This is a genomic window from Pseudomonas sp. HLT2-19-2 (assembly GCF_054898005.1).
This window is the reverse complement of the sequence record NZ_CM142712.1, coordinates 500,960-521,289: the sequence shown is the minus strand read 5'-3', so window position 1 is coordinate 521,289 and position 20,330 is coordinate 500,960. Positions and strand designations below refer to the sequence as shown.

21 protein-coding genes are annotated in these 20,330 nt (G+C 57.3%); 13 read left to right on the top strand and 8 right to left on the bottom strand.

The features are described from left to right. Nucleotides 1-126 precede the first annotated feature (126 nt). Nucleotides 127-612 carry a glycine zipper domain-containing protein gene (locus ACYZTU_RS02455; RefSeq protein WP_131063285.1) on the top strand — a complete coding sequence of 162 codons (486 nt, stop codon included), beginning with the start codon at nt 127-129 and terminating at the stop codon, nt 610-612. 69 nt (nt 613-681) lie between these two features. Here the strand turns inward: ACYZTU_RS02455 and ACYZTU_RS02450 are convergent, their stop codons facing one another. From ACYZTU_RS02450 to ACYZTU_RS02440, 3 genes are all read right to left on the bottom strand, one after another. Beyond that, nucleotides 682-1,113 carry an acyl-CoA thioesterase gene (locus ACYZTU_RS02450; protein ID WP_461967775.1) on the bottom strand — a complete coding sequence of 144 codons (432 nt, stop codon included), beginning with the start codon at nt 1,111-1,113 and terminating at the stop codon, nt 682-684. A 79-nt stretch (nt 1,114-1,192) separates the two neighbouring features. Further along, complete coding sequence (locus ACYZTU_RS02445) at nt 1,193-2,419, bottom strand: 3-hydroxyacyl-CoA dehydrogenase (RefSeq protein WP_461967773.1); 1,227 nt, start codon at nt 2,417-2,419, stop codon at nt 1,193-1,195. 105 nt (nt 2,420-2,524) lie between these two features. Beyond that, a complete protein-coding gene (locus ACYZTU_RS02440; RefSeq protein ID WP_461967771.1) occupies nt 2,525-4,459 on the bottom strand; it encodes a RecQ family ATP-dependent DNA helicase in 1,935 nt (644 codons plus the stop codon). Nucleotides 4,460-5,015: 556 nt separating this feature from the next. Here ACYZTU_RS02440 and ACYZTU_RS02435 point away from each other — a divergent pair. From ACYZTU_RS02435 to ACYZTU_RS02405, 7 genes are all read left to right on the top strand, one after another. Next, nucleotides 5,016-5,309 (top strand): hypothetical protein, encoded by a 294-nt coding sequence (locus ACYZTU_RS02435; protein ID WP_461967769.1) that lies wholly within the window; start codon nt 5,016-5,018, stop codon nt 5,307-5,309. A gap of 82 nt (nt 5,310-5,391) precedes the next feature. Continuing rightward, nucleotides 5,392-5,559 (top strand): antitoxin PaaA2 family protein, encoded by a 168-nt coding sequence (locus tag ACYZTU_RS02430; RefSeq protein ID WP_461967767.1) that lies wholly within the window; start codon nt 5,392-5,394, stop codon nt 5,557-5,559. A 332-nt stretch (nt 5,560-5,891) separates the two neighbouring features. Beyond that, nucleotides 5,892-6,191, top strand: coding sequence for a hypothetical protein (locus tag ACYZTU_RS02425; RefSeq protein ID WP_461967765.1), 300 nt, complete (start codon nt 5,892-5,894; stop codon nt 6,189-6,191). Between the two features lie 311 nt (nt 6,192-6,502). Continuing rightward, the gene (locus tag ACYZTU_RS02420; protein WP_461970937.1) at nt 6,503-6,856 is read left to right on the top strand and encodes a DUF1493 family protein; all 354 of its coding nucleotides are present in this window, start codon (nt 6,503-6,505) and stop codon (nt 6,854-6,856) included. 82 nt (nt 6,857-6,938) lie between these two features. Beyond that, nucleotides 6,939-7,430 carry a helix-turn-helix domain-containing protein gene (locus tag ACYZTU_RS02415; protein WP_461967763.1) on the top strand — a complete coding sequence of 164 codons (492 nt, stop codon included), beginning with the start codon at nt 6,939-6,941 and terminating at the stop codon, nt 7,428-7,430. A gap of 364 nt (nt 7,431-7,794) precedes the next feature. Further along, nucleotides 7,795-8,199 (top strand): hypothetical protein, encoded by a 405-nt coding sequence (locus ACYZTU_RS02410; RefSeq protein ID WP_461967761.1) that lies wholly within the window; start codon nt 7,795-7,797, stop codon nt 8,197-8,199. Next, nucleotides 8,192-9,403, top strand: coding sequence for a DUF6575 domain-containing protein (locus ACYZTU_RS02405; protein ID WP_461967760.1), 1,212 nt, complete (start codon nt 8,192-8,194; stop codon nt 9,401-9,403). The genes ACYZTU_RS02410 and ACYZTU_RS02405 overlap by 8 nt, the downstream gene beginning before the upstream one ends. Nucleotides 9,404-9,458: 55 nt before the next feature. Here the strand turns inward: ACYZTU_RS02405 and ACYZTU_RS02400 are convergent, their stop codons facing one another. From ACYZTU_RS02400 to ACYZTU_RS02390, 3 genes are all read right to left on the bottom strand, one after another. Then, nucleotides 9,459-11,000 carry a phosphoenolpyruvate carboxykinase gene (locus tag ACYZTU_RS02400; RefSeq protein ID WP_461967759.1) on the bottom strand — a complete coding sequence of 514 codons (1,542 nt, stop codon included), beginning with the start codon at nt 10,998-11,000 and terminating at the stop codon, nt 9,459-9,461. A gap of 182 nt (nt 11,001-11,182) precedes the next feature. Then, nucleotides 11,183-12,085 carry an Hsp33 family molecular chaperone HslO gene (gene hslO / locus ACYZTU_RS02395; protein ID WP_461967758.1) on the bottom strand — a complete coding sequence of 301 codons (903 nt, stop codon included), beginning with the start codon at nt 12,083-12,085 and terminating at the stop codon, nt 11,183-11,185. Nucleotides 12,086-12,258: 173 nt separating this feature from the next. After that, complete coding sequence (locus tag ACYZTU_RS02390; protein WP_461967757.1) at nt 12,259-12,666, bottom strand: RNA-binding S4 domain-containing protein; 408 nt, start codon at nt 12,664-12,666, stop codon at nt 12,259-12,261. Nucleotides 12,667-12,782: 116 nt separating this feature from the next. Here ACYZTU_RS02390 and rimA point away from each other — a divergent pair, with 116 nt between their 5' ends. The 3 genes from rimA to rimK are packed head-to-tail and all read left to right on the top strand — an operon-like array spanning nt 12,783 to nt 14,960. Continuing rightward, the gene (rimA, locus tag ACYZTU_RS02385; RefSeq protein ID WP_461967756.1) at nt 12,783-13,562 is read left to right on the top strand and encodes a S6 modification regulatory phosphodiesterase RimA; all 780 of its coding nucleotides are present in this window, start codon (nt 12,783-12,785) and stop codon (nt 13,560-13,562) included. A gap of 16 nt (nt 13,563-13,578) precedes the next feature. Further along, nucleotides 13,579-14,058, top strand: a complete 480-nt coding sequence (rimB, locus tag ACYZTU_RS02380) for a retropepsin-like aspartic endopeptidase RimB (protein WP_461967755.1) — start codon at nt 13,579-13,581, stop codon at nt 14,056-14,058. Continuing rightward, complete coding sequence (rimK, locus tag ACYZTU_RS02375; RefSeq protein ID WP_134419496.1) at nt 14,055-14,960, top strand: 30S ribosomal protein S6--L-glutamate ligase; 906 nt, start codon at nt 14,055-14,057, stop codon at nt 14,958-14,960. Before rimB ends, rimK begins: the two co-directional genes overlap by 4 nt. 82 nt (nt 14,961-15,042) lie before the next feature. On the opposite strand, the gene ACYZTU_RS02370 is transcribed toward rimK, so the two are convergent. Both ACYZTU_RS02370 and ompR read right to left on the bottom strand, forming a co-directional pair. Next, nucleotides 15,043-16,356, bottom strand: a complete 1,314-nt coding sequence (locus tag ACYZTU_RS02370) for an ATP-binding protein (RefSeq protein WP_461967754.1) — start codon at nt 16,354-16,356, stop codon at nt 15,043-15,045. A gap of 103 nt (nt 16,357-16,459) precedes the next feature. After that, nucleotides 16,460-17,200: an osmolarity response regulator transcription factor OmpR gene (gene ompR / locus ACYZTU_RS02365; protein WP_008149284.1), complete on the bottom strand. Its 741-nt coding sequence runs from the start codon at nt 17,198-17,200 to the stop codon at nt 16,460-16,462. 361 nt (nt 17,201-17,561) lie between these two features. Between ompR and ACYZTU_RS02360 the strand changes: the two genes are divergently transcribed. Next, nucleotides 17,562-19,886 carry a Tex family protein gene (locus ACYZTU_RS02360; protein WP_461967752.1) on the top strand — a complete coding sequence of 775 codons (2,325 nt, stop codon included), beginning with the start codon at nt 17,562-17,564 and terminating at the stop codon, nt 19,884-19,886. Further along, the gene (locus tag ACYZTU_RS02355) at nt 19,886-20,269 is read left to right on the top strand and encodes a PaaI family thioesterase (RefSeq protein WP_131060564.1); all 384 of its coding nucleotides are present in this window, start codon (nt 19,886-19,888) and stop codon (nt 20,267-20,269) included. The genes ACYZTU_RS02360 and ACYZTU_RS02355 overlap by 1 nt, the downstream gene beginning before the upstream one ends. Nucleotides 20,270-20,330 lie beyond the last annotated feature (61 nt).

Genomic DNA, 20,330 nt, shown 5'->3' with positions numbered 1-20,330 from the left:
CTTAAGTTCCGCCTAAAAAACAGCAACTTATAGAAATGTGCTGAAGTCGTGTTACTCGTCGGATTTCGATTGTCACAACTATGACACAGCCTCAGGATCGCGCCGTCATCCCCTTGAGGTTCCTCTATGAAGTTCTCCTCGATTCTCTTGTTGTCCCTTGGCCTGGTCAGTGGCTTCGCTTCTGCCGGCGGCACCACCGAAGCAGGTGTGGGCGGCGCATTGGGCGGGGTTCTGGGCTCGGTCGTCGGTCAGTCATTAGGCGGCAATACAGGTTCCACCATTGGCGCGGCCCTGGGTGGCGCGGGTGGTAGCGCTGTTGGCGCAGACAAACGCAGCCGTGGTGAAGCAGCCATTGGCGGTGCGTTGGGCGCAGCAGGCGGTAACGTGGTCGGCCGCAGCATGGGCGGCACCACCGGCAGCCTGATCGGCTCCGCAGCAGGCGGCGGCGCCGGTGGCGCGCTGGGTAACTACATGGGCAACAAGAGCGATGACGACGATGATCGTCGCTCCTATCGTCGTGGTCATGATGATCGTCGCTACTACCGTGACGGCCATCGGGGTCGCGGCCATGCCTACGGCCATCGCAAGAATAAACATCGCCATGACGACTGAGGCTTGAATCGCCTCGTGGACCGGTAAATCAAATAATCGCAGCCCTCGGGCTGCGATTTTTTTTGCCTGTCAAACTACCAAGCGCTCCATTGCATCGCGCAACCCGGCGGGAATCGCCACCGGCTGATTCGACGCCCGATCCACAAACACATGCACGAAACGCCCCGCCGCGCAGGCTTCGTCTTCCCCGGCCTTGAACACGGCCAGCTCGTATTGCACCGAGCTGTTGCCCAACTTGCCCACCCGCAAACCGATCTCGATCCGATCGGGGAAGGCAATGGAGGCAAAGTAGTCGCAAGCCGAACTCACCACAAAACCGACCACCTCGCCGTCATGAATATCCAGGCCGCCGACTTCGATCAGGTAGGTGTTCACCGCCGTGTCGAAGAAGCTGTAGTAAGTGACGTTGTTGACGTGACCATAAGCGTCGTTGTCGTGCCAGCGGGTGGTGATGGGCTGGAAGTGAAAGTAGTCGGTGCGTAGGGGCATCGGGTTGGACATCAGAGTCGGTTCCTGGAGGTGGATAGCAAGTCTAAAGCGAAAACCGCGTCGCATGAGGCATTCACAGGCGCTGCATCAATCACATATCAGCAAACCCTTTACCCACCGCCGCCAACTCCCCGATCAATCGAGCCGGTTTCCACTGATCACCCTGCTTTGTCTCCAGCGCCAGCAAACGCTGATGAATATCCGGCAACCCTTGCTGATCCGCCCAGGCCATCGGCCCACCCTTGTCCGCCGGGAAGCCGTACCCGTTGAGGTACACCAGATCGATGTCATTCGCTGACGCGGCGATACCCTCCTGAAGGATCTTCGCCCCTTCATTGACCAGTGCCAGCAAGCAACGCTCAAGAATCTCCTCGGGGCTTATCTCGCGACGCTGGAACCCCAGCTCTTCGCTGACCTTCAGCACCAGCGCATCGACTTCAACATCGTGCTCAGCCTGGCGACTGCCCGGCTCATAGTGGTAATAGCCGTTGCCACTCTTCTGACCGAATCGACCCAATTCGCACAGACGGTTGTCCACTTGAACCTCGGGCGCATCCTGCCCTTTGCCAGCCAATTCCCGAGCTCGCCAACCCAGGTCGACGCCAACCACGTCATACATGCGGAACGGCCCCATAGCGAAGCCAAAGCCTTGCAGAGCCGCATCGACCTGATGTGGAAAAGCGCCTTCGAGCAGCATCTTGCGCGCTTCGAGCACATAGGGATGAAGCATGCGGTTGCCGATGAAACCATGGCAGTTACCCGACACCACACTAACCTTGCCCATGCGTTTGCCCAACGCCAATGCGGCTTCAAGCACAGCCGGGACGGTTTGGGCACCGCGAACGATTTCCAGCAGTTTCATGATGTGCGCCGGGCTGAAGAAGTGCAGACCCAGGACCTGTTCCGGACGGCGAGTGGCCGCGGCGATGGCGTCGATATCCAACGCCGAGGTATTGCTGGCCAGAATCGCTTCAGGTTTGAGCAGACCGTCCAGTTCACGGAAGATTTTCTGCTTGAGTTCGAGGTTTTCGTACACCGCTTCGATCACCAGATCGACATCGCGGATCGCCGCGTAGTCAGCAGCCGCCGTTATCCGTGCAATGCGAGCGTCTGCCTCGGTCTGATCGATCCGGCCCTGACGCACGTTGTGGGCGTAGGTGTCCGCCACGGCGGCCAGCGCCTGCTCAAGCATCTGTGGATTGTTATCGACCCACTGCACCGGGACGCCGGCGTTGGCCAGGCACATGACAATGCCACGGCCCATGGTGCCCGCGCCAATGATGGCGGCGCGCTGAATAGTGAACGGTGTCTCGCTCATAGTTGTTGTTCTCTTGTTGGCGATCCAAAGACAGCCTTCACCATAGTCAGCCACCAGGCTTTTTTGAAATTTATTCCTGTGATGGGCGACATTCAGCGGATGGATCTACGCAGGTAAATGCGCCTGGGCCCACGCCCGCACCTCGCCATACGGATAATCCTCCAGCGCCGCAAACCCGGGAATCGACCGCGCCTTGAGCTTGGTAAACAGCGGCACGCTGATACCGCATAAAAACCGTACTACGCGCTCCGCCGACGGAGCGTTGCCGGTGTGCTGCTCATGCCTGTGGATAAAATCACCGCACAACGCTTCGAAGCTTTTATCCACAAGCGCCGGCAACTCCGGCGGCGCGGGCAGTCGCGCCACGTCCCCGTGACACACCGAACAATGCCCGCACTGCTGCGGCGCGTTTTCATCGCCGAAGTACTCGGCCAGGCGATAACCCAGGCAATGTTCTGTGGCGAACAGATCCAGCATGGCGTGAATCCGCGCGATCTCGGTGCGCTCGTGCCGGGTGAAATAGGCGTGTAACTCGGCGCTCAAGGCCTGGCTGTCGAAGTCCGTTTGCAGCAGGCTGTAGACCTCGGTCATCTGTTTGCTTTCGAGCTCGACCCAACCCTTTTCCTGGAAATAATCCAGCGCCTTGACCACTCGATTACGCTCGGCCTGATGCTGCTCATACAGTGCGTCGAAATTCACCGTGGCCCAGGTCCGCGCGTGGCTTGAGGTCTGGATGATCGCCGCGACGAAGTCTTTGCGCTCACCCTCGAAGCGGGCCAGCAAGGCCTCGGGCTCCTGCAAGTACTTGAAGCGGTATTCCGCGTAATAGGCGTAACGCGGAGCGATGATCCCGCGCAGTTCCAACTGCACCAGTAGGGTCTTGAGCGGCAATTGTCGGATGTTGCTTTGGTCCGCCAGCGGCCCCAACAGAAACTCCCATTGCCCCTCGGGCGCGGCGGCTTGCAACTCGTCGAGCACGTAGCGGATGCCATCCAGCTCAGGCGTATCGCCGTAGACGAAGTTTTCCAGCACGTTGAGGCTGTCGCGGTTGGCCAACACCAGGCAGTCGGATGGCTGACCATCACGCCCGGCGCGGCCGATTTCCTGGCTGTAGTTTTCGATCGATTTGGGCAGGTCGAAATGCACCACGTTGCGGATGTCGCTCTTGTCGATGCCCATGCCGAACGCGATGGTGGCCACGATGCAATTGGACTGCCCGCCCATGAACCGGCGCTGGATTGCTTCGCGTTGTTCATGGGGCAGACCGGCGTGATAGGCCTCGGCCTGAATGCCGTTGCGAGTCAGATGTTCGGCAATGTGCTCGGCAGTTTTCTGCAGGGTGACGTAGACGATGCTCGGCTGGTCGGGACGCTGACTCATCCATTCGACAAGGCGTCGGCGTTTGTCCTGCCCGCGCACCGGCTCGACCAACAGATTGAGGTTTGGCCGATAGAAACCGGTGGTCACCACGTCTTCGGGGGCGATGGCGAACTTGGCCTCCATGTCGGCGATCACCTTGGGTGTCGCAGTGGCGGTCAGCAGCAGCGCCTGTGGGATGTTGAACTGGCGCTGATAATCCGGAAGCTTGAGATAGTCGGGGCGGAAGTTGTGGCCCCATTCCGAGATGCAGTGCGCCTCATCCACTACCAGCAACGAGATCGGCACTTGCTGCAAGAAATTGCGGAAACGCTCGTTCTTCAGGCGCTCCACGGAGATCATCAAAATCTTCAGCTCGCCTGATTTGGCCCGAGCCATCACGTCGCTGGCGTCATCGCGGCTCTGGGCCGAATCGATACTGCCCGCCGCAATGCCGTGGCGCTGCAGGAACGCCAGTTGATCTTGCATCAACGCCAGCAGCGGCGAGACCACCAGCGTCAGATGCGGTAGCAACAACGCCGGCAATTGATAACAAAGGGACTTGCCCGAGCCGGTAGGGAAAATCGCCGCCGCCGAGCGCCCGGCCAACACCGCGCTGATCGCCGCTTCCTGGCCGGGCCGAAACTGGGGATAACCGAAAACCTGTTCCAGGGTGTTGTGCATAAGCTGTCACTCCGTTGACTGCTGCCATGCCAAAAGCCTAGTCGGCAAACGCAGCGAGTCGAGAAAAGGTCGGGGACCAAAACGATACGGGATGATACAGCGTGTTGTCGGCGATCGTTTCCACGCGGAGGCAGAAGGGTTCACCGTCGCAATTCTGACTGGCGCTACTGTAGGTGGTCAGCAGCATCCGCCGTGCGACAAAACCAGGGCCACAGCAAAAAATCGAGGCCATACGTAGCCATTGCCTACCTAATTCCCTTTAAGCGTTGGACGGACGTTTCGAAACGTCCTACTGATTCTGGCGCGCTCCATACAGAGGTTTAGCGCGTCGCGCCTGACAAACCCGTAGGAAATTTGCCGTCTAAGGGTTTAGGCGTAAAAAACCTCGGGAAACGCGTAGGCCCGGTCCGAAAAGGCAGGTAACCCCCTACAAAACCTGTCCATCGAAGCCGTATTGCTGCACGGCGCCGTGCCCTTCTATAGTCTGCGGCGCGGCTGAAAACAGTGTCTCGGCCTGCCGGGAGCCACCTCCCGATTTCGTACAGGACGAACCTCGATGAACACCTTCCACACGTTTACAGAACGCTATCGCCCGCTCAAGTCCCGCTACAGCGACACCCCCGTGCTGGTCATCGATACAGAAGCCGACCCTCACGAAATCCTCGACGCCGCCCGCCAACGCATCCGCGCCGCCAGCGACCTGCTCGAGACGCTGTATTGCCTGTGCTTCAAACAAGCTGATGCGAGCGACATTCCCAACATCGTCAATGCGCTGTACTTGCTGACTCAGGATGGTAATGAATTGCTTGAAGTCGCCCGGCAACGCCTCCCAAAAACCACCGCTGCCTGATGCCAAAAACCAATCCCAACCCAAACCACATTCCCCTGTGGGAGCGAGCCTGCTAGCGATGAACGATAACGCGGTGTGCCTGATGAAAAACGAATCGCCCAATACTCAACAACAACTCAGCAAAGCAGCCTACGACGCATGGTTCAGAGCTCAAGTACAAACCAGCCTCGACGACCCTCGCCCAAGCATTCCGAATGAAGTAGCCAAACGCCTGATGGCAATCAAACGCGAGAATTTACGGCAGGGATAAGTCCGTAGGCAACGCCCTATCAAAGCTTCATCCCGTTCCTACAACCGAAGACACCTTGTCGCATATCGCCAACCGGCGACTGGCACCTATAGTCGGACTGTCGCTGACAATTCAGCGGCTCGGGCTTGGTCACTCGATGGAATACATAAACGCGTCCGTTGTATGCTGCCGGCACCTCAAGTGTCTGCACGCTATATGGTGGCTGTGTTTGGGACGCCTTATGGCGTGCCGGTCTTATGTATTCCTCCGGTTGACCAACCCGAACACAGTCCGCCTCCATCGCTTGGTCACGATGGTGGTGGTTTCATCTGATGCATTTGAGAATACATAAAATGAATAAATGGAATCCGTTCACAAACGATCGCTACCGCCCACTCCAAACTAACCTCACCGATTCCCCACCCCTGATCATCGACACAGAGGCCGATCCCCAGGACATCCTCGAAGCCGCTCTCCAGCGCATCCGAGCCTCCGGCGACCTACTCAAAACCCTACATTGCCAATGCTTCAAAAACGGTGACGTGGAAGACATCCCGCATATCACCCACGCCCTCTACCTGTTGACTCAGGACGGCTGCGATCTACTGAAAGTCGCCCAACAACGCATGATGGGATGGAAAGCACCAACCTGACGCCGAGCCAAGATCATTCCCACGCTCTGCGTGGGAATGCCTATGAGGACGCTACGCGTTCGGCTCTTGGGACGCAGAGCGTCCCGGGCTGCATTCCCACGCGGAGCGTATAAACGATCAAATCCCGGGGGATAACCTTGAGCAAATTTTTTGATGAGCTGATGGAAAGCGTGCAACAAATGAACGAGATCGTACGGGGTGAGCGCCAGCCTTCCCGCGAATTCCATGTTCGCAGCTCTGATCGACATCCAACGCATCGAAAAATCAGGCTTAATCCGTCTCACGAAATGGCCCTATACAGAAGACGCCCCATGAACCTCGCCCCCAACTTCCCCGACGACCACGCCATGCACCTGCTCATACAGTTGCTACACGAAGAACTCGGGCTGCCTGAACGCAAAACCCTCAGCCTCACCACCTCGATCAATTTTGACCTGGGCTGCGACGGCGCTGATGCGCGGCATTTGATGGAAGCACTGGAAGAACAATTTGGGATCGACTTCGTGGACTACGACTCCTATCGCTACTTCCAGCCCGAAGGGTTTGATGTGCATCTCAAGCGAAGGGCAAAGGGTCGCGGCGACAAAGTCCCGCTGACCATCGGCATGCTTTACCAAGCGGTCAAGTCGCAACAGTGGGAGACACAGGAACCGAAAAGCCAATAAAGCAGACGCCACGTTTGAAACGGTACGTATAACTGCAATTATTCTGGCGCTATCACCCCAGAAGTTAAGGAATATTAGCTTCATGGCTAGAAAAACAGCGCCACTTCTCCCTCGTATTGCACGACTGCTTACCGACCTCGGCGAACGCCTAAAACTGGCTCGTTTACGTCGAAGGCTGACAGCTAAACAAGTGGCGGAACGCGCCGGCATGTCTGTCATGACGTTGCGTTCTCTGGAATCGGGTGGTGCGGGGGTGACGATGGGTGCTTATCTGTCAGTGATGCACGTATTAGGTCTGGAGCAAGACTTGAACAAACTCGGCGCCCTCGACCAAGTGGGGCACCACTTACAGGATGGTCGACTGACTCGCGCCCGTCCTCCAAGGACTAAGAAATTCGGAAATGAGCAAAGTGCAGCTGCTGCCAAAGCGAAAAAGCCAAGCGGCGTACATGCAACAAGCGTCGATATGTCGCACCTCAGCGCGAGCACAACTCATGACTTCCCCCTCAACACTCACTCGTTGTCCGCGCTGCTGGTGAGCAAAAAGAAACTTGGACTCAACCCATTGAAGTGATGTGGATGATCCACTCTAGATCCGCGCCTCAGAGGAGCTAGCAACGTGATACTAAATCAGTTTAATCTCTGGAGAAGGCGCGTTGATGCACAGCCGAGTAGAAAAAATTACCGCTCAAGGATGAAGGACAAACGCGATGCAGCTGGCTGATCAGGACGAACTCTACCAATTACACGTCTCCTACCGATCAATTCTCCAGCCCTATTACGGCTTGAAAATCGCTAGCATCACAGTAGACCTTACAAAAAAGCAACTGACCTAATCGCACTGCATTTAGCTCTTTTTTCTTATGGAAAAGCACAAATAGCGTCATTCCATCCTTAGAAAGCTAGTAGATTCAAAATCAATGACTTAAGGACGATTCATGAATATTTGGCCATTAGACTTTCCAGATATGTGCCCACCCTCCATGGCTACGCCTATTAATGGCGAAATTTTTAGATTTATAGAAAAAAGCGATCCGAGCCAGAAGGATTTTGTTAGTTTTTATGAAAAAAACCCTACCAGGGACTGGGGCGATATGACGTGTCAGTCAAGAGGGCTGTCTGTATTCCCGTCGGCAGAGGCATGTCACGAAATGGCCAAAGCAGTTCCGGCGATGAGGAAGAAAAATCTTGCAGTCGCGAGACTTGTCGAAACGCATGGACTTTATGCTCATACACCTTCAACTAACTCCGGACGGCATTTGACTTGGTGGCTTCCTGATAACCTAAAGCAACCTTGGCTACTTTTCACTCCAATCAAAACAAGTGGGCCTAGTCATGTTTAGACTTCCACAAAATACTATTTTGGGAAAGCTCGAACTCGAGCATATTTTCGAGTTTTATGACATCCCTAGGTTATTCACTTGTAAAAATAAATCTGGAAACAAGTATCTTGCCGTTTCTACCTACGATAACGACGATCAATATGAGTGGCTTTACGTATCAGTCTCAGACGAGAGACTTCGATATATAAGCTCACAGCAGTTCAGTTTGCACGAGGCATTTTCTCGGCCCGAAGATGGATTTTTATTTAAAGTAGAATGTAACTTCGAGGGAGATTCAACGGTTTCCCGTTTTCTCCCAGAGCAAATTGGCGCGGAAGACTTACCACTCGAAGACTCATTCCTCCCTATTATCGAGGTTGATGACTTGTACTCGGGTGGGCTTGGAGAAATAGAGCCGCGAGCTGCTGCAGTATCATCACAACGAGAGACTTACAACCTTCATCTTTACCCTAAAGACAACCATCTTCCGGAAATTAGCTCGAGGAGGCTGGGTCGAATAATGGTTACTACTCAAGAGTTACTTGACGCTCTTGGCCAGGCTTGTGAAAATCAACAAACCATTACAGGCGCCATCCCTGCTGCGATTCTAGAGCAAACGAGGATAAATACCTGTCAAATTTTCAACGGCTCTTTTGGCGTGCAGTTTAAAGCGGAAAAAATTAGTGACCTCTTCGGAAACTCATTAATTTCTGATGCTTTACAGCAACTATCTAATCTTTTAAGCACCGAAGATGATGAAGATCGAATCAGCAATATTCTACATACATTAAAAAATAGAGTCGCGTCAAAGTACCGAAGATTCCTAAAAGAGCTTCTAGAACTAAACACATCATTGACATTTGATTGGGGCTCGCCAAACGAAAGCCGAGGCACAACTTTTTTCATGAAAGACACAATAATCTCAAAAGCATTTGCCATTGTAGACAAAGTCGACATAGAAATGTCTGAGGAGGTATTCATTACCGGCCGCTTAAAAGGTATGAATGTCAAAACAAAACACTACCATATCGAAACAATCGAAAATAATGAAAAATACTCTGGCCGAGTAATCGATACTGCCATTCCAGAAGTAGAGCACGCAACAATCAATAATATTTACAGAGCAAAACTTAAAAAAGTAATCGAAACAAAATCATCTTCTGGTGGGGAAAAAATAAAGTGGGTGCTGACTGGGTTGACGCCAATTACGCCATCGCCACAATGATCCAAAAAGAAAAGCCGCCCCAAAAGGCGGCTTTCTCATTACATCAAACCAACGCTTACAACTTCGGCCCAGCAGCCTTGATCGCGTCGCTCACTTCAAACTTCTTGAAGTTCTCAACAAACAACCCAGCCAACGCCTTAGCGGCCTCATCATAAGCAGCCTTGTCAGCCCAGGTATTACGCGGGTTCAACAGGCCAGTCTCAACGCCCGGCACAGCCAACGGCACGTCGAGGTTGATGGTGTCGAGGTGCTCGGTTTCAGCACCGATCAACGCGCCGCTCTGGATCGCTGCGATCACGCCACGAGTGGTCGGGATGTTGAAGCGTTTGCCGACGCCGTAGCCGCCGCCGGTCCAGCCGGTGTTGACCAGGTAGACCTTGGAGCCGAAGCCGCGGATGCGTTTGATCAGCAGCTCAGCGTATACGCTAGCCGGGCGCGGGAAGAACGGTGCGCCGAAGCAGGTGGAGAAGGTCGATTTGATGCCGCTGCCGGAACCCATTTCGGTCGAGCCCACCAGAGCGGTGTAGCCGGACAGGAAGTGGTAGGCCGCTTGTTCTTCGCTGAGGATCGACACGGGCGGCAGCACGCCGGTCAGGTCGCAGGTCAGGAAGATGACAGCGTTTGGCTCGCCGCCGAGGTTTTTCTCGGAGCGCTTGGCAACGTGCTCCAGCGGGTAGGCTGCGCGGCTGTTCTGGGTCAGGCTGACATCAGCGTAATCGGCGTGCTTGGCGTCATCAATAACGACGTTTTCCAGGACTGCGCCGTGCTTGATGGCTTTCCAGATGACCGGCTCGTTCTTCTCGGACAGGTCGATGCACTTGGCGTAGCAGCCGCCTTCGATGTTGAAGACAACGCCTTCACCCCAGCCGTGCTCGTCGTCACCGATCAGGTAACGGCTTTCATCGGCGGACAAGGTGGTCTTGCCGGTGCCGGACAGACCGAAGAACAGGGTCACGTCGCCCTCTTCGCCGATGTTGGCGGCGCAGTGCATTGGCAGCACATCGGCAGCCGGCAGCAGGAAGTTCTGCACCGAGAACATGGCTTTCTTCATTTCACCGGCGTAACGCATGCCGGCGATCAGCACTTTCTTCTGAGCGAAGTTGAGGATCACGCAACCGTCGGAGTTGGTGCCGTCACGCTCTGGCACGCACTCGAAGTTGGCAACGTTGAGCACTTGCCACTCATCACGACCAGCCGGGTTGTACTTTTCCGGGTTGATGAACAGGCAACGGCCGAACAGGTTCTGCCAGGCAGTCTGGGTGGTCATCTTCACGGCCAGGTAGTGGTCTTCAGCCGCACCTACATGCACGTGGGAAACGAAGTGCTCTTGCGCGTTGTTGAACGCCTCAACGCGGTCCCACAGGGCGTCGAACTTGTCGGCCGGGAACTTGCGGTTGATCGGGCCCCAAGCGATGGCTGCCTGGGTGGAAGGCTCTTCCACGATGAAACGATCGACTGGCGAGCGCCCGGTACGGTGGCCGGTGCGAACTACCAGCGCGCCGGTATCGGCAAGCTCGCCTTCACCGCGATTCAGGGCTTCTTTTACCAGATCATCAACACTCAGATCGGTGTACACGGCGTTATTGGCTTGCGTCATGAGATTCCCCGTCGGCCAGTGGCCGAGTGTGCTCCAAACGTTTTGTAGTAGAAAGTCGTGCACTACTACCGCGACAAAAAGTGGGCCGGATTATGCCAGAAACGCCCATAAAAAGTAGGGCCCTCCCGTCGTAACGGCGTTATGGCGGCGTTAAGCAGTGAATTTACCTGCGCTGAACCGTTTTAGTGCCGGGTATCTGACGGCGTATCAACACCCGCACCCGCGAACAATTGAGTGATATCCGCGGCATCAAACAGGTAGCGCTGGTTGCAGAACTGGCAATCGATCTCGATGCGGCCGCCGTGTTCGATCACCAGCGACTGGGCATCTTCCAGACCCAAGCTGACCAGCGCATTGGCAGAACGTTCGCGAGAGCAGCTGCAACGAAAGCGCAGTTTCTGCACATCGAACAAACGAACCTGCTCTTCGTGGTAGAGGCGATGGAGCACGGTTTCGTTGTCCAGGCTCAGCAATTCATCGGCGGTCAGGGTGCTGCCCAGCGCGGTGATGTGCTGCCAGCTGGCGGCGCGTTCTTCTTCGTCTTTCAGACGGTCGGCGGGCAGTTGCTGCAGCAGCAGGCCACGGGCGCGACGACCATCGGCGTATAGCCAGAAACGCGTACCGACTTGTTGGGACATCACGAAGTAGTTAGTGAAGCACTCCGACAGGGTTTCGCCATCGAGGTCGACGATGCCCTGGTAACGTTGGCCCTGGGTCGGGTCGACGGTCAGCGCCAATACGCCATTGGGCATCAGGTCGGCGAGGGTCGCATCGGGGGCGATCTGGTCGGCTTCGTATCGAGCCAGACCACGGATTTCGCGCTCGCTGGAGCACTCGATCATCAGCAGCGGGATCGGGCCTTCGGAACGGGCCTGGAGAATCAGCAAGCCATCGAACTTCAAGGTGCCGACCAACAACGACGCCGCCGCCATCAGCTCGCCGAGCAATTGCGCAACCGGCTCCGGATACGGGTATTTAGCGAGGACTTCGGCGTAGCTACGCTCCAACGCAACCAGCTCGCCGCGGGTGTCGCTGTCATCGAAGATGAAGCGTTGGGTGTAGTCGGTATCCGGTAAATCGGTCATAGGTCTGGGTATCTGAAGTAATAACAAATGAGTTCAAAAAGTGGAAATTGCGCCTCTGCAGCACCCTTTCGGTGCGCGATGTTCAGCCATGGGAGGCATTTTATGAACAATCCGGGTTTGTTCCAAGCCTTGCTCGCGAAGGCTGCTTCACAGGCAACACAGAAACAACTGACTTACTCGTCGTTGCTGCTTCCACGAAACTTGAACAAATCCCGTCGCTGCTTCTTGCTCGGTTTGCCGTCGGTGCTCACACCCAGCGAACCGGCTTTACGCATGGCCGCAGCCGCCTCGCGCTTGGCGACGCTGGCTTCGGTTTCAGCGTAGAGCGCCTGAGCCTCTGGCGCACCTCGGCGTACGATCGATAACGCCTTTACCACCACCGTGCGCTCCTCGAACCCTGCGCGAATCTGAAACTCGTCGCCGACCCTCGGCTCCTTGCCCGGTTTGCAGCGCTCGCCCCGGCAATGCACCTTGCCGCTTTCTATCGCCGCTTTGGCCAAGGCGCGTGTTTTATAAAAACGCGCGGCCCACAACCATTTATCGAGACGGACCTTGTCGTCCTCTTCCTGTTTTTGTGCCACTGGAATTCCTCTCTCGGTGAATAGTCGGAACTGTACTACCGTTTCTGTCGGGCGCAAGAACTCGGCCCTCCAGATAGAATGTGATCTTGGCCGGCTCACCGGCGTGGAGTGATCGAGTGACTATATTTCCGTCTTCATTGACCTCGCCCAACGGCGGTTGCCAGGGTTGCCAGCAAAGTGAGCCCCTGGGCTTCGATTTTACCTTTGCCTACCAACCCATCGTTGATTTGCGAGATCAGTCGATTTTCGCCCATGAGGCACTCGTGCGCGGCGTAAATGGTGAGGGTGCACTGTCGGTTCTCGATCAAATCACCGAGGGCAACCGCTACCGCTTCGACCAGCTCTGCCGGACCCGAGCCATTGAAGGCGCGGCGAATCTAGGGATGCAGACGCATCTGTCGATCAACTTCATGCCCAACGCCGTGTACCGCCCGGAACTGTGTATTCGAAGCACGCTGGAAGCCGCGAAAAAACACAACTTCCCCATCGACCGGCTGATTTTCGAAACCCTGGAAAGCCAGCACGTAGATAACTATCGCCATTTGACCAATATTCTGCGTGAATACCGCGAATTCGGCTTCAAGACTGCCATCGACGATTTCGGCGCGGGCTACTCGGGGCTCAATCTACTTGCTGATTTCCAACCGGACCTGATCAAACTCGACATGGCACTGATCCGCGATGTCGACCGCGATCGTGTTCGTCAGGCTATCGTTCGAGGGGTTGTCACAATCTGTGCGGAGCTGAACGTTACAGTCATTGCCGAAGGGATCGAAAGCGCCGGAGAACGGGATTTCCTGGCGGACTGTGGAATTTTTCTGATGCAGGGTTACTGGTTCGCCAAGCCCGCATTCAAAGCGTTGGCCCAGGTAACGCCTGGGACCTGGACGCGTTAATCGCCGGTTTTTCCTATTGAAGACATTTGACCATTTGACCGTTGTCGGTCTGCGCGAGTGGGTGGCGCTCCCGGATTTGGGAGTCGCGGGCCTGCGCGCAAAAATTGACACCGGCGCCAGCACCTCCAGCCTGCATGCCACCGATATCGAGCCATTCGAGCGCGACGGGGTACAGTGGGTGCGCTTTACTGCGCACTTGGGCACGGTGGTACAACTGCGTCACCGGCGCTGCGAAGCACCCCTGGTGACAATGAAAACTATCAAAAGCTCTAACGGTCACGCGCAGATGCGTTACGTGGTCAGCACTACCCTGGCCCTTGGTGATCGGGTCTGGCGGGTCGAGTTCACCCTCGCCTGTCGCAAGTCCATGCGTTATCGCCTGTTACTCGGTTCCAAAGCCTTGATCGACGGCCAGTTGGTGGTCAATCCGGGCATTAAATACGTACAAGACAAGCCGGTGTTCCCGGTATCTACCTCCTCCACAGGTGTTGCATGAAGATCGCTGTGCTGTCGCGAAACCCGCGTTTGTATTCCACTCGTCGTCTGGTCGAAGCCGGTACCGAGCGTGGCCATGAAATGGTGGTGATCGACACCCTGCGCGCTTACATGAACATTGCCAGCCACAAGCCGCAGATCCACTACCGCGGCAAGCCGCTGGAAGGTTTCGATGCGGTAATCCCGCGAATTGGCGCGTCGGTGACGTTTTATGGCTGCGCGGTGTTGCGCCAGTTCGAAATGATGGGCGTTTTTCCACTCAACGAATCAGTGGCCATCGCCCGCTCGCGAGACAAACTGCGGTCCCTGCAATTGCTGTCGCGCCGGGGGATCGGTTTGCCGGTCACCGGGTTTGCGCACTCCCCGGACGACATTCCCGACCTGATCGAGATGGTCAACGGCGCGCCGCTGGTGATCAAGGTGCTGGAAGGCACTCAGGGCATCGGTGTGGTGATGTGTGAAACGGCGACGGCGGCGGAGTCGGTGATCGAGGCGTTCATGGGCCTGAAGCAGAACATCATGGTTCAGGAATACATCAAGGAAGCCGGCGGCGCGGACATTCGCTGCTTCGTGGTGGGCGACAAGGTGATCGCGGCGATGAAGCGCCAGGCCAAGCCTGGGGAGTTTCGTTCCAACCTGCATCGTGGTGGCACCGCCAGCCTGATCAAGATCACGCCGGAAGAACGCATGACGGCATTGCGTGCGGCGAAGGTGATGGGTTTGGCAGTGGCTGGCGTGGACATCCTGCGTTCCAATCATGGCCCGCTGGTGATGGAAGTGAATTCGTCGCCGGGGCTGGAAGGGATTGAAACCACCACCAGCAAGAACGTGGCGGGGATCATCATTGAGCATCTTGAGAAGAATGGTGGGCCGAATATGACTCGGACCAAAGGCAAGGGCTAAAGCCAAGAGCCCCCTCACCCTAACCCTCTCCCCAAGGGGCGAGGGATAGGCGGGATGCGCTCCGATGAGGGGTGGCTCTTAGTTACACCGCATCCCTCGGCAGCATCAACCCAAGTGGCAACCGCACCCGAGCTTCGAGCCCACCACCGGACCGATTACGCAGCTCAACATTCCCGCCATGCATCGAAGCAATCCGCTTCACGATCGCCAAGCCCAACCCTGTCCCCTTGCCACCCCGGGCACGATCACCACGAGTAAACGGGTTGAAAATCGCCTCCAGCTCCGACGGATCGATCCCCGCCCCACGGTCCATGACACTCAGCACCACATACGGCGCGCTGGTATCCCCGGACACATAAGCCGCCACCTCAACCCCGCTGCCTGCGTGATGCAAGGCGTTGCCAATCAGGTTGTTCAACAATCGCTTCATCGACACCCGACGCAACGGAAACGGCTGAATCGGCTCCAGGCGCAGGCGCACTTTCTCTTCGTTCTGGTTGTACGGCGCGGCGACTTCGCGCACCAGATCGCTCAGGTCCACCTCTTCCACCGACTCGTCGCGACCATCGCGGATAAACGCCAGGAACTGGTCGAGAATCGCGTCCATGTCTTCGATGTCGCGGACCATGTCGTCTGTCAGGTCGCTATGGTCGCCCATCAACTCCAGAGACAACCGCAAACGGGTCAAGGGCGTGCGCAAGTCATGGGAGACCCCGGCCAGCATCAACTCACGCTCGCGACCGGCCTGCTCGACGTCTTCGGCCATCTGGTTGAAGGCGCGATAGACCTCGGTCATTTCACTCGGCGTGTCGCTGATCGGCAGGCGCACACTGCGGCCCTGGCCGAGTTGCCGCGCGGCATACACCAGACGTTTCAACGGTTGATTGAGCTGGCTGACGAAGATCCATGCCGACGCAGTGGACAGCAAGCCGATAGCGAGGAACCAACCGAGTACGTTCCAGATTTTCTGGCCACGCAACGGATGTGGGTAAAGCGGCACTTTCAGCCAGCCATCACCCAGGCTTGGCGCCCGCACCCACAGCGCCGGCGGCGAATGCATGCGTAATCGGACTTCGGTGTCGGCCCCCAGCTCCGCCTGCATCTGCCGCTGGTAGATCTCGCTGTAAGGCCAGTGTTGCTCGCCTTCCGGCACGCCAGCGCCCACCACCCGGATCAGCGTCGCGGCATCGGCAATCTTGGCGCGGTTTTCTTCATCGGCCGACCAATAGGCGCGTAGCGTCAGGGCGACACCGTGGCTGTATTGGCGGTCCACCAGCACGTCTTCGTTCATCAACAGATAAACCAGGGTCAGCGCCTTGGAGAACAGGACGACGATCAACACCAGCCAAAGGGTGCGGGAGAAGAAACTCTGGGGGAACCAAACGGGGGTTTTCATGGATAACCGCTACACACTTGCAGGAGCGAGCGATGCTCGCATATTGCGGATCGCGAGTCTGCGGACAACATCATCCGCAAGACCCGCTCCTACAAATCGCCGATCACTTGGTGGCGGCGCCATCCGGAACAAACACGTAACCCACGCCCCAGACTGTCTGGATGTAACGCGGCTTGGATGGATCGGGCTCGATCATCCGGCGCAGACGCGAGATTTGCACGTCGATGGAACGCTCCAGGGCGTCCCACTCGCGGCCACGGGCCAGGTTCATCAGCTTGTCGCGAGTCAGAGGCTGGCGCGCGTTCATCACCAACGCCTTGAGCACCGCAAACTCACCCGTAGTGAGCATGTGCACTTCGTCGCCGCGCTTGAGTTCGCGGGTGGCCAGGGACAGTTCGTAGTCACCGAAGGTCACGCTTTCGTCTTCGCTGCCTGGAGCGCCCGGTACCGGGGCTGACTGACGACGCAGGACCGCTTTGACGCGCGCCATCAGCTCGTCCGGGTTGAACGGCTTGGCCAGGTAATCGTCAGCGCCCAGTTCGAGGCCCTTGATGCGGCTCAGCTCATCGCCCTTGGCGGTGAGCATGATGATTGGAATCTGGTTGTTCGCGGTGCGCAGTCGGCGGCAGGCGGTCAAGCCGTCTTCGCCGGGCAGCATCAGGTCGAGGACGACCAGGTTGAACACTTCACGCGCCAGGAGGCGATCCATTTGTTCAGTGTTCGGCACGGCGCGGGCGCGGTAGCCCTTGCTGACGAAAAAGCGTTCCAACAGGCTGCTGAGCCCTGGATCGTCATCAACAATAAGAATTTTTTCGCCTTCAGCAATGTTTGCAGTGCTGCTCATTAGATACTCCTTTGATCTCGGCGCGCATTATGGCGTAGCTGCCGTTATACGCACCGTGTGCATTGTTAGCAGATTTTTCCTTCACCGCCAGAAATCCGACCTTTCTGCCTACAGCCTGCGATGCCCCGGAATGACCGAACGCTGGTTATAATGCGCGGCCTTTTGTGTCAGGCAACGTCTGATCATTGCTGCAAGTGGCCGATATTTATTTTCACGGTCGCGGCAGTAATTGTTCGATTTCACGGGTCAACGGGATACCTGTTGATCCAGGTAGCGGCGCAGGCCAGGCCGCTCAACCAGACTCGCCGAGCCTCTATCTCTGCGCCTGCGAGCCTGCTTTCACAATTTGTCAGGTGGTTTTATGGACAGCATCAACAGCCGCATCGCCGAGGAACTCGGCGTACGCCCACAACAGGTCGAAGCGGCCGTCGCGCTACTCGATGAAGGCTCCACGGTGCCCTTCATCGCCCGTTACCGGAAGGAAGTGACCGGCAGCCTCGATGACATCCAGTTGCGTCATCTGGAAGAGCGTCTGCGCTACCTGCGAGAACTCGACGAACGGCGTATCAGCATCCTTGCCAGCATCCAGGAACAAGGCAAGCTGACCCCGCAACTTGAACGCGACATCAAACTCGCCGACACCAAAACCCGTCTCGAAGACTTGTACCTGCCGTACAAGCAGAAGCGCCGCACCAAGGGCCAGATCGCCCTGGAAGCCGGCCTCGGCGAGTTGGCCGACGGCCTGTTCAACGACCCGACCCTGACGCCAGAGGCTGAAGCCGCGCGCTTCGTCGACGCTGAAAAAGGCGTGGCCGACGTGAAGGCTGCCCTCGAAGGCGCCAAGTACATCCTCATGGAGCGTTTCGCCGAAGACGCCGGCTTGCTCGAAAAACTGCGCAGCTACCTCAAGCAGGAAGCCATCCTGAGTGCCCGCGTCATCGCTGGCAAAGAAGAGGAAGGCGCCAAGTTCCGCGACTACTTCGAACACGATGAACCACTGAAAAGCATGCCGTCGCACCGCGCGCTCGCCATTTTCCGTGGTCGTAACGAAGGCATTCTGAGTTCTGCGCTGAAAGTCGGCGACGAACTGCCGGGCACCATGCACCCGTGCGAAGGCATGATCGGCCAGCAATTCAGCATCCAGAACCAGAGCCGCGCCGCCGACAAATGGCTGGGCGAAGTGGTGCGCTGGACCTGGAAGGTCAAGCTCTACACCCACCTGGAAACCGACTTGCTGGGCGAACTGCGCGATGGCGCGGAAACCGAAGCAATCAACGTGTTTGCGCACAACCTGCACGATTTGCTGCTGTCGGCACCGGCCGGGCCGCGCGCCACGCTGGGCCTCGACCCGGGCCTGCGCACCGGTTGCAAGGTCGCCGTGGTCGATTCCACTGGCAAGCTGCTGGATCACGCCACGGTTTACCCGCACGTGCCGCACAACAAGTGGGATCAGACCCTCGCCGTGCTCGCCGCCCTGTGCGCCAAGCATGCGGTGGACCTGATCGCCATCGGCAACGGCACCGCCAGCCGCGAAACCGACAAGCTGGCCGCTGAACTGATCAAAAAATACCCAGCCATGAAGATGACCAAAGTTATGGTGTCCGAGGCCGGCGCATCGGTTTACTCGGCGTCGGAACTGGCTTCCAAGGAATTCCCGGACCTCGACGTATCGATCCGTGGCGCGGTATCGATCGCTCGCCGCCTGCAGGATCCACTGGCCGAACTGGTGAAGATTGATCCGAAATCCATCGGCGTCGGCCAGTACCAGCACGACGTGTCGCAGCTGAAACTGGCGCGCGGCCTGGACGCCGTGGTCGAGGACTGCGTGAACGCCGTGGGTGTCGACGTCAACACTGCCTCCGTGGCACTGCTGGCGCGGATCTCCGGCCTCAACGCGACCCTGGCGCAAAACATCGTCAGCCACCGCGACGAGCACGGCGCGTTCAAAACCCGTGCGGCGTTGAAGAAAGTCGCTCGCCTGGGTGAAAAAACCTTCGAACAGGCTGCCGGTTTCCTGCGCGTCATGAACGGCGATAACCCACTGGATTCGTCGGCCGTTCACCCGGAAGCCTATCCGCTGGTCCAGCGCATCGCCGCGGAGACCGACCGTGACATCCGTTCGCTGATCGGCGATGCCAGCTTTCTCAAGCGCCTCGATCCGAAGAAGTACACCGACGAGACGTTCGGTCTGCCAACGGTCACCGACATCCTGCAAGAGCTGGAAAAACCTGGCCGCGATCCACGTCCTGAGTTCAAGACGGCCGAGTTCCAGGAAGGTGTCGAAGACCTCAAGGACCTGCAACTGGGCATGATCCTCGAAGGCGTGGTGACCAACGTGACCAACTTTGGCGCGTTCGTCGACATCGGCGTGCATCAAGACGGTTTGGTGCACATCTCTGCGCTTTCGGAGAAGTTCATTAAGGATCCGCGCGAAGCGGTGAAGGCCGGTGACGTGGTGAAAGTGAAGGTCATGGAAATCGACATCCCGCGCAAACGCGTGGGCCTGTCGATGCGCATGAGCGACACCCCGGGCGAGAAAATCGACGGTGCCCGTGGCGCGCGTCCCGGCTCGTCTTCGCGCCAATCCCAGAACACTGCACCGCGCAAGGAAACCACGGCGGCGGCCCCGGCCAACAACGCCATGGCTTCGCTGTTCGCCAACGCCAAGCAGCTGAAGAAACACTGATGAAATTCCCTGCCGGGCTGACCGAAAGCGCTTTTTTCAAGTTGCTGGGGTGTCGTTTGCACAGTCTGGAGACCGGGGTGGCGCAAGTCGCCCTCGGGCTTGCGCCAGAGCTGCGCAATCGCGGCGGCAAGCTGCACGGCGGGGCCTTGTTCAGTCTGGTGGACATTGCCATGGGGCTGGCCTGTTCCAGCACCCACGGCTTTGACCAGCAGAGTGCGACCATCGAGTGCAAGATCAACTACATTCGCGCCGTTGAAGGCGGCGAAGTGATGTGCACGGCGCGGGTCATTCACCCGGGCCGGCGCACGCTGGTGGTCGAAGCTGACGTGATGCAGGGCGACAAACTCGTCGCAAAAGCACAAGGCACGTTCGCTGTCCTGTAGCTAGTGGTCATCAATTTGAGTTAATTTCGGCGCTATGAAAACCTGTGGGAGCACGGGATTG

Excerpts from the sequence above, each read along its gene's own strand:
- ACYZTU_RS02455 (WP_131063285.1), top strand. The coding sequence starts at position 127 with ATGAAGTTCTCCTCGATTCTCTTGTTGTCCCTTGGCCTGGTCAGTGGC.
- ACYZTU_RS02450 (WP_461967775.1), bottom strand. The coding sequence starts at position 1,113 with ATGTCCAACCCGATGCCCCTACGCACCGACTACTTTCACTTCCAGCCC.
- ACYZTU_RS02445 (WP_461967773.1), bottom strand. The coding sequence starts at position 2,419 with ATGAGCGAGACACCGTTCACTATTCAGCGCGCCGCCATCATTGGCGCG.
- ACYZTU_RS02440 (WP_461967771.1), bottom strand. The coding sequence starts at position 4,459 with ATGCACAACACCCTGGAACAGGTTTTCGGTTATCCCCAGTTTCGGCCC.
- ACYZTU_RS02435 (WP_461967769.1), top strand. The coding sequence starts at position 5,016 with ATGAACACCTTCCACACGTTTACAGAACGCTATCGCCCGCTCAAGTCC.
- ACYZTU_RS02430 (WP_461967767.1), top strand. The coding sequence starts at position 5,392 with ATGAAAAACGAATCGCCCAATACTCAACAACAACTCAGCAAAGCAGCC.
- ACYZTU_RS02425 (WP_461967765.1), top strand. The coding sequence starts at position 5,892 with ATGAATAAATGGAATCCGTTCACAAACGATCGCTACCGCCCACTCCAA.
- ACYZTU_RS02420 (WP_461970937.1), top strand. The coding sequence starts at position 6,503 with ATGAACCTCGCCCCCAACTTCCCCGACGACCACGCCATGCACCTGCTC.
- ACYZTU_RS02415 (WP_461967763.1), top strand. The coding sequence starts at position 6,939 with ATGGCTAGAAAAACAGCGCCACTTCTCCCTCGTATTGCACGACTGCTT.
- ACYZTU_RS02410 (WP_461967761.1), top strand. The coding sequence starts at position 7,795 with ATGAATATTTGGCCATTAGACTTTCCAGATATGTGCCCACCCTCCATG.
- ACYZTU_RS02405 (WP_461967760.1), top strand. The coding sequence starts at position 8,192 with ATGTTTAGACTTCCACAAAATACTATTTTGGGAAAGCTCGAACTCGAG.
- ACYZTU_RS02400 (WP_461967759.1), bottom strand. The coding sequence starts at position 11,000 with ATGACGCAAGCCAATAACGCCGTGTACACCGATCTGAGTGTTGATGAT.
- hslO (WP_461967758.1), bottom strand. The coding sequence starts at position 12,085 with ATGACCGATTTACCGGATACCGACTACACCCAACGCTTCATCTTCGAT.
- rimK (WP_134419496.1), top strand. The coding sequence starts at position 14,055 with ATGAAGATCGCTGTGCTGTCGCGAAACCCGCGTTTGTATTCCACTCGT.
- ACYZTU_RS02370 (WP_461967754.1), bottom strand. The coding sequence starts at position 16,356 with ATGAAAACCCCCGTTTGGTTCCCCCAGAGTTTCTTCTCCCGCACCCTT.
- ompR (WP_008149284.1), bottom strand. The coding sequence starts at position 17,200 with ATGAGCAGCACTGCAAACATTGCTGAAGGCGAAAAAATTCTTATTGTT.
- ACYZTU_RS02360 (WP_461967752.1), top strand. The coding sequence starts at position 17,562 with ATGGACAGCATCAACAGCCGCATCGCCGAGGAACTCGGCGTACGCCCA.
- ACYZTU_RS02355 (WP_131060564.1), top strand. The coding sequence starts at position 19,886 with ATGAAATTCCCTGCCGGGCTGACCGAAAGCGCTTTTTTCAAGTTGCTG.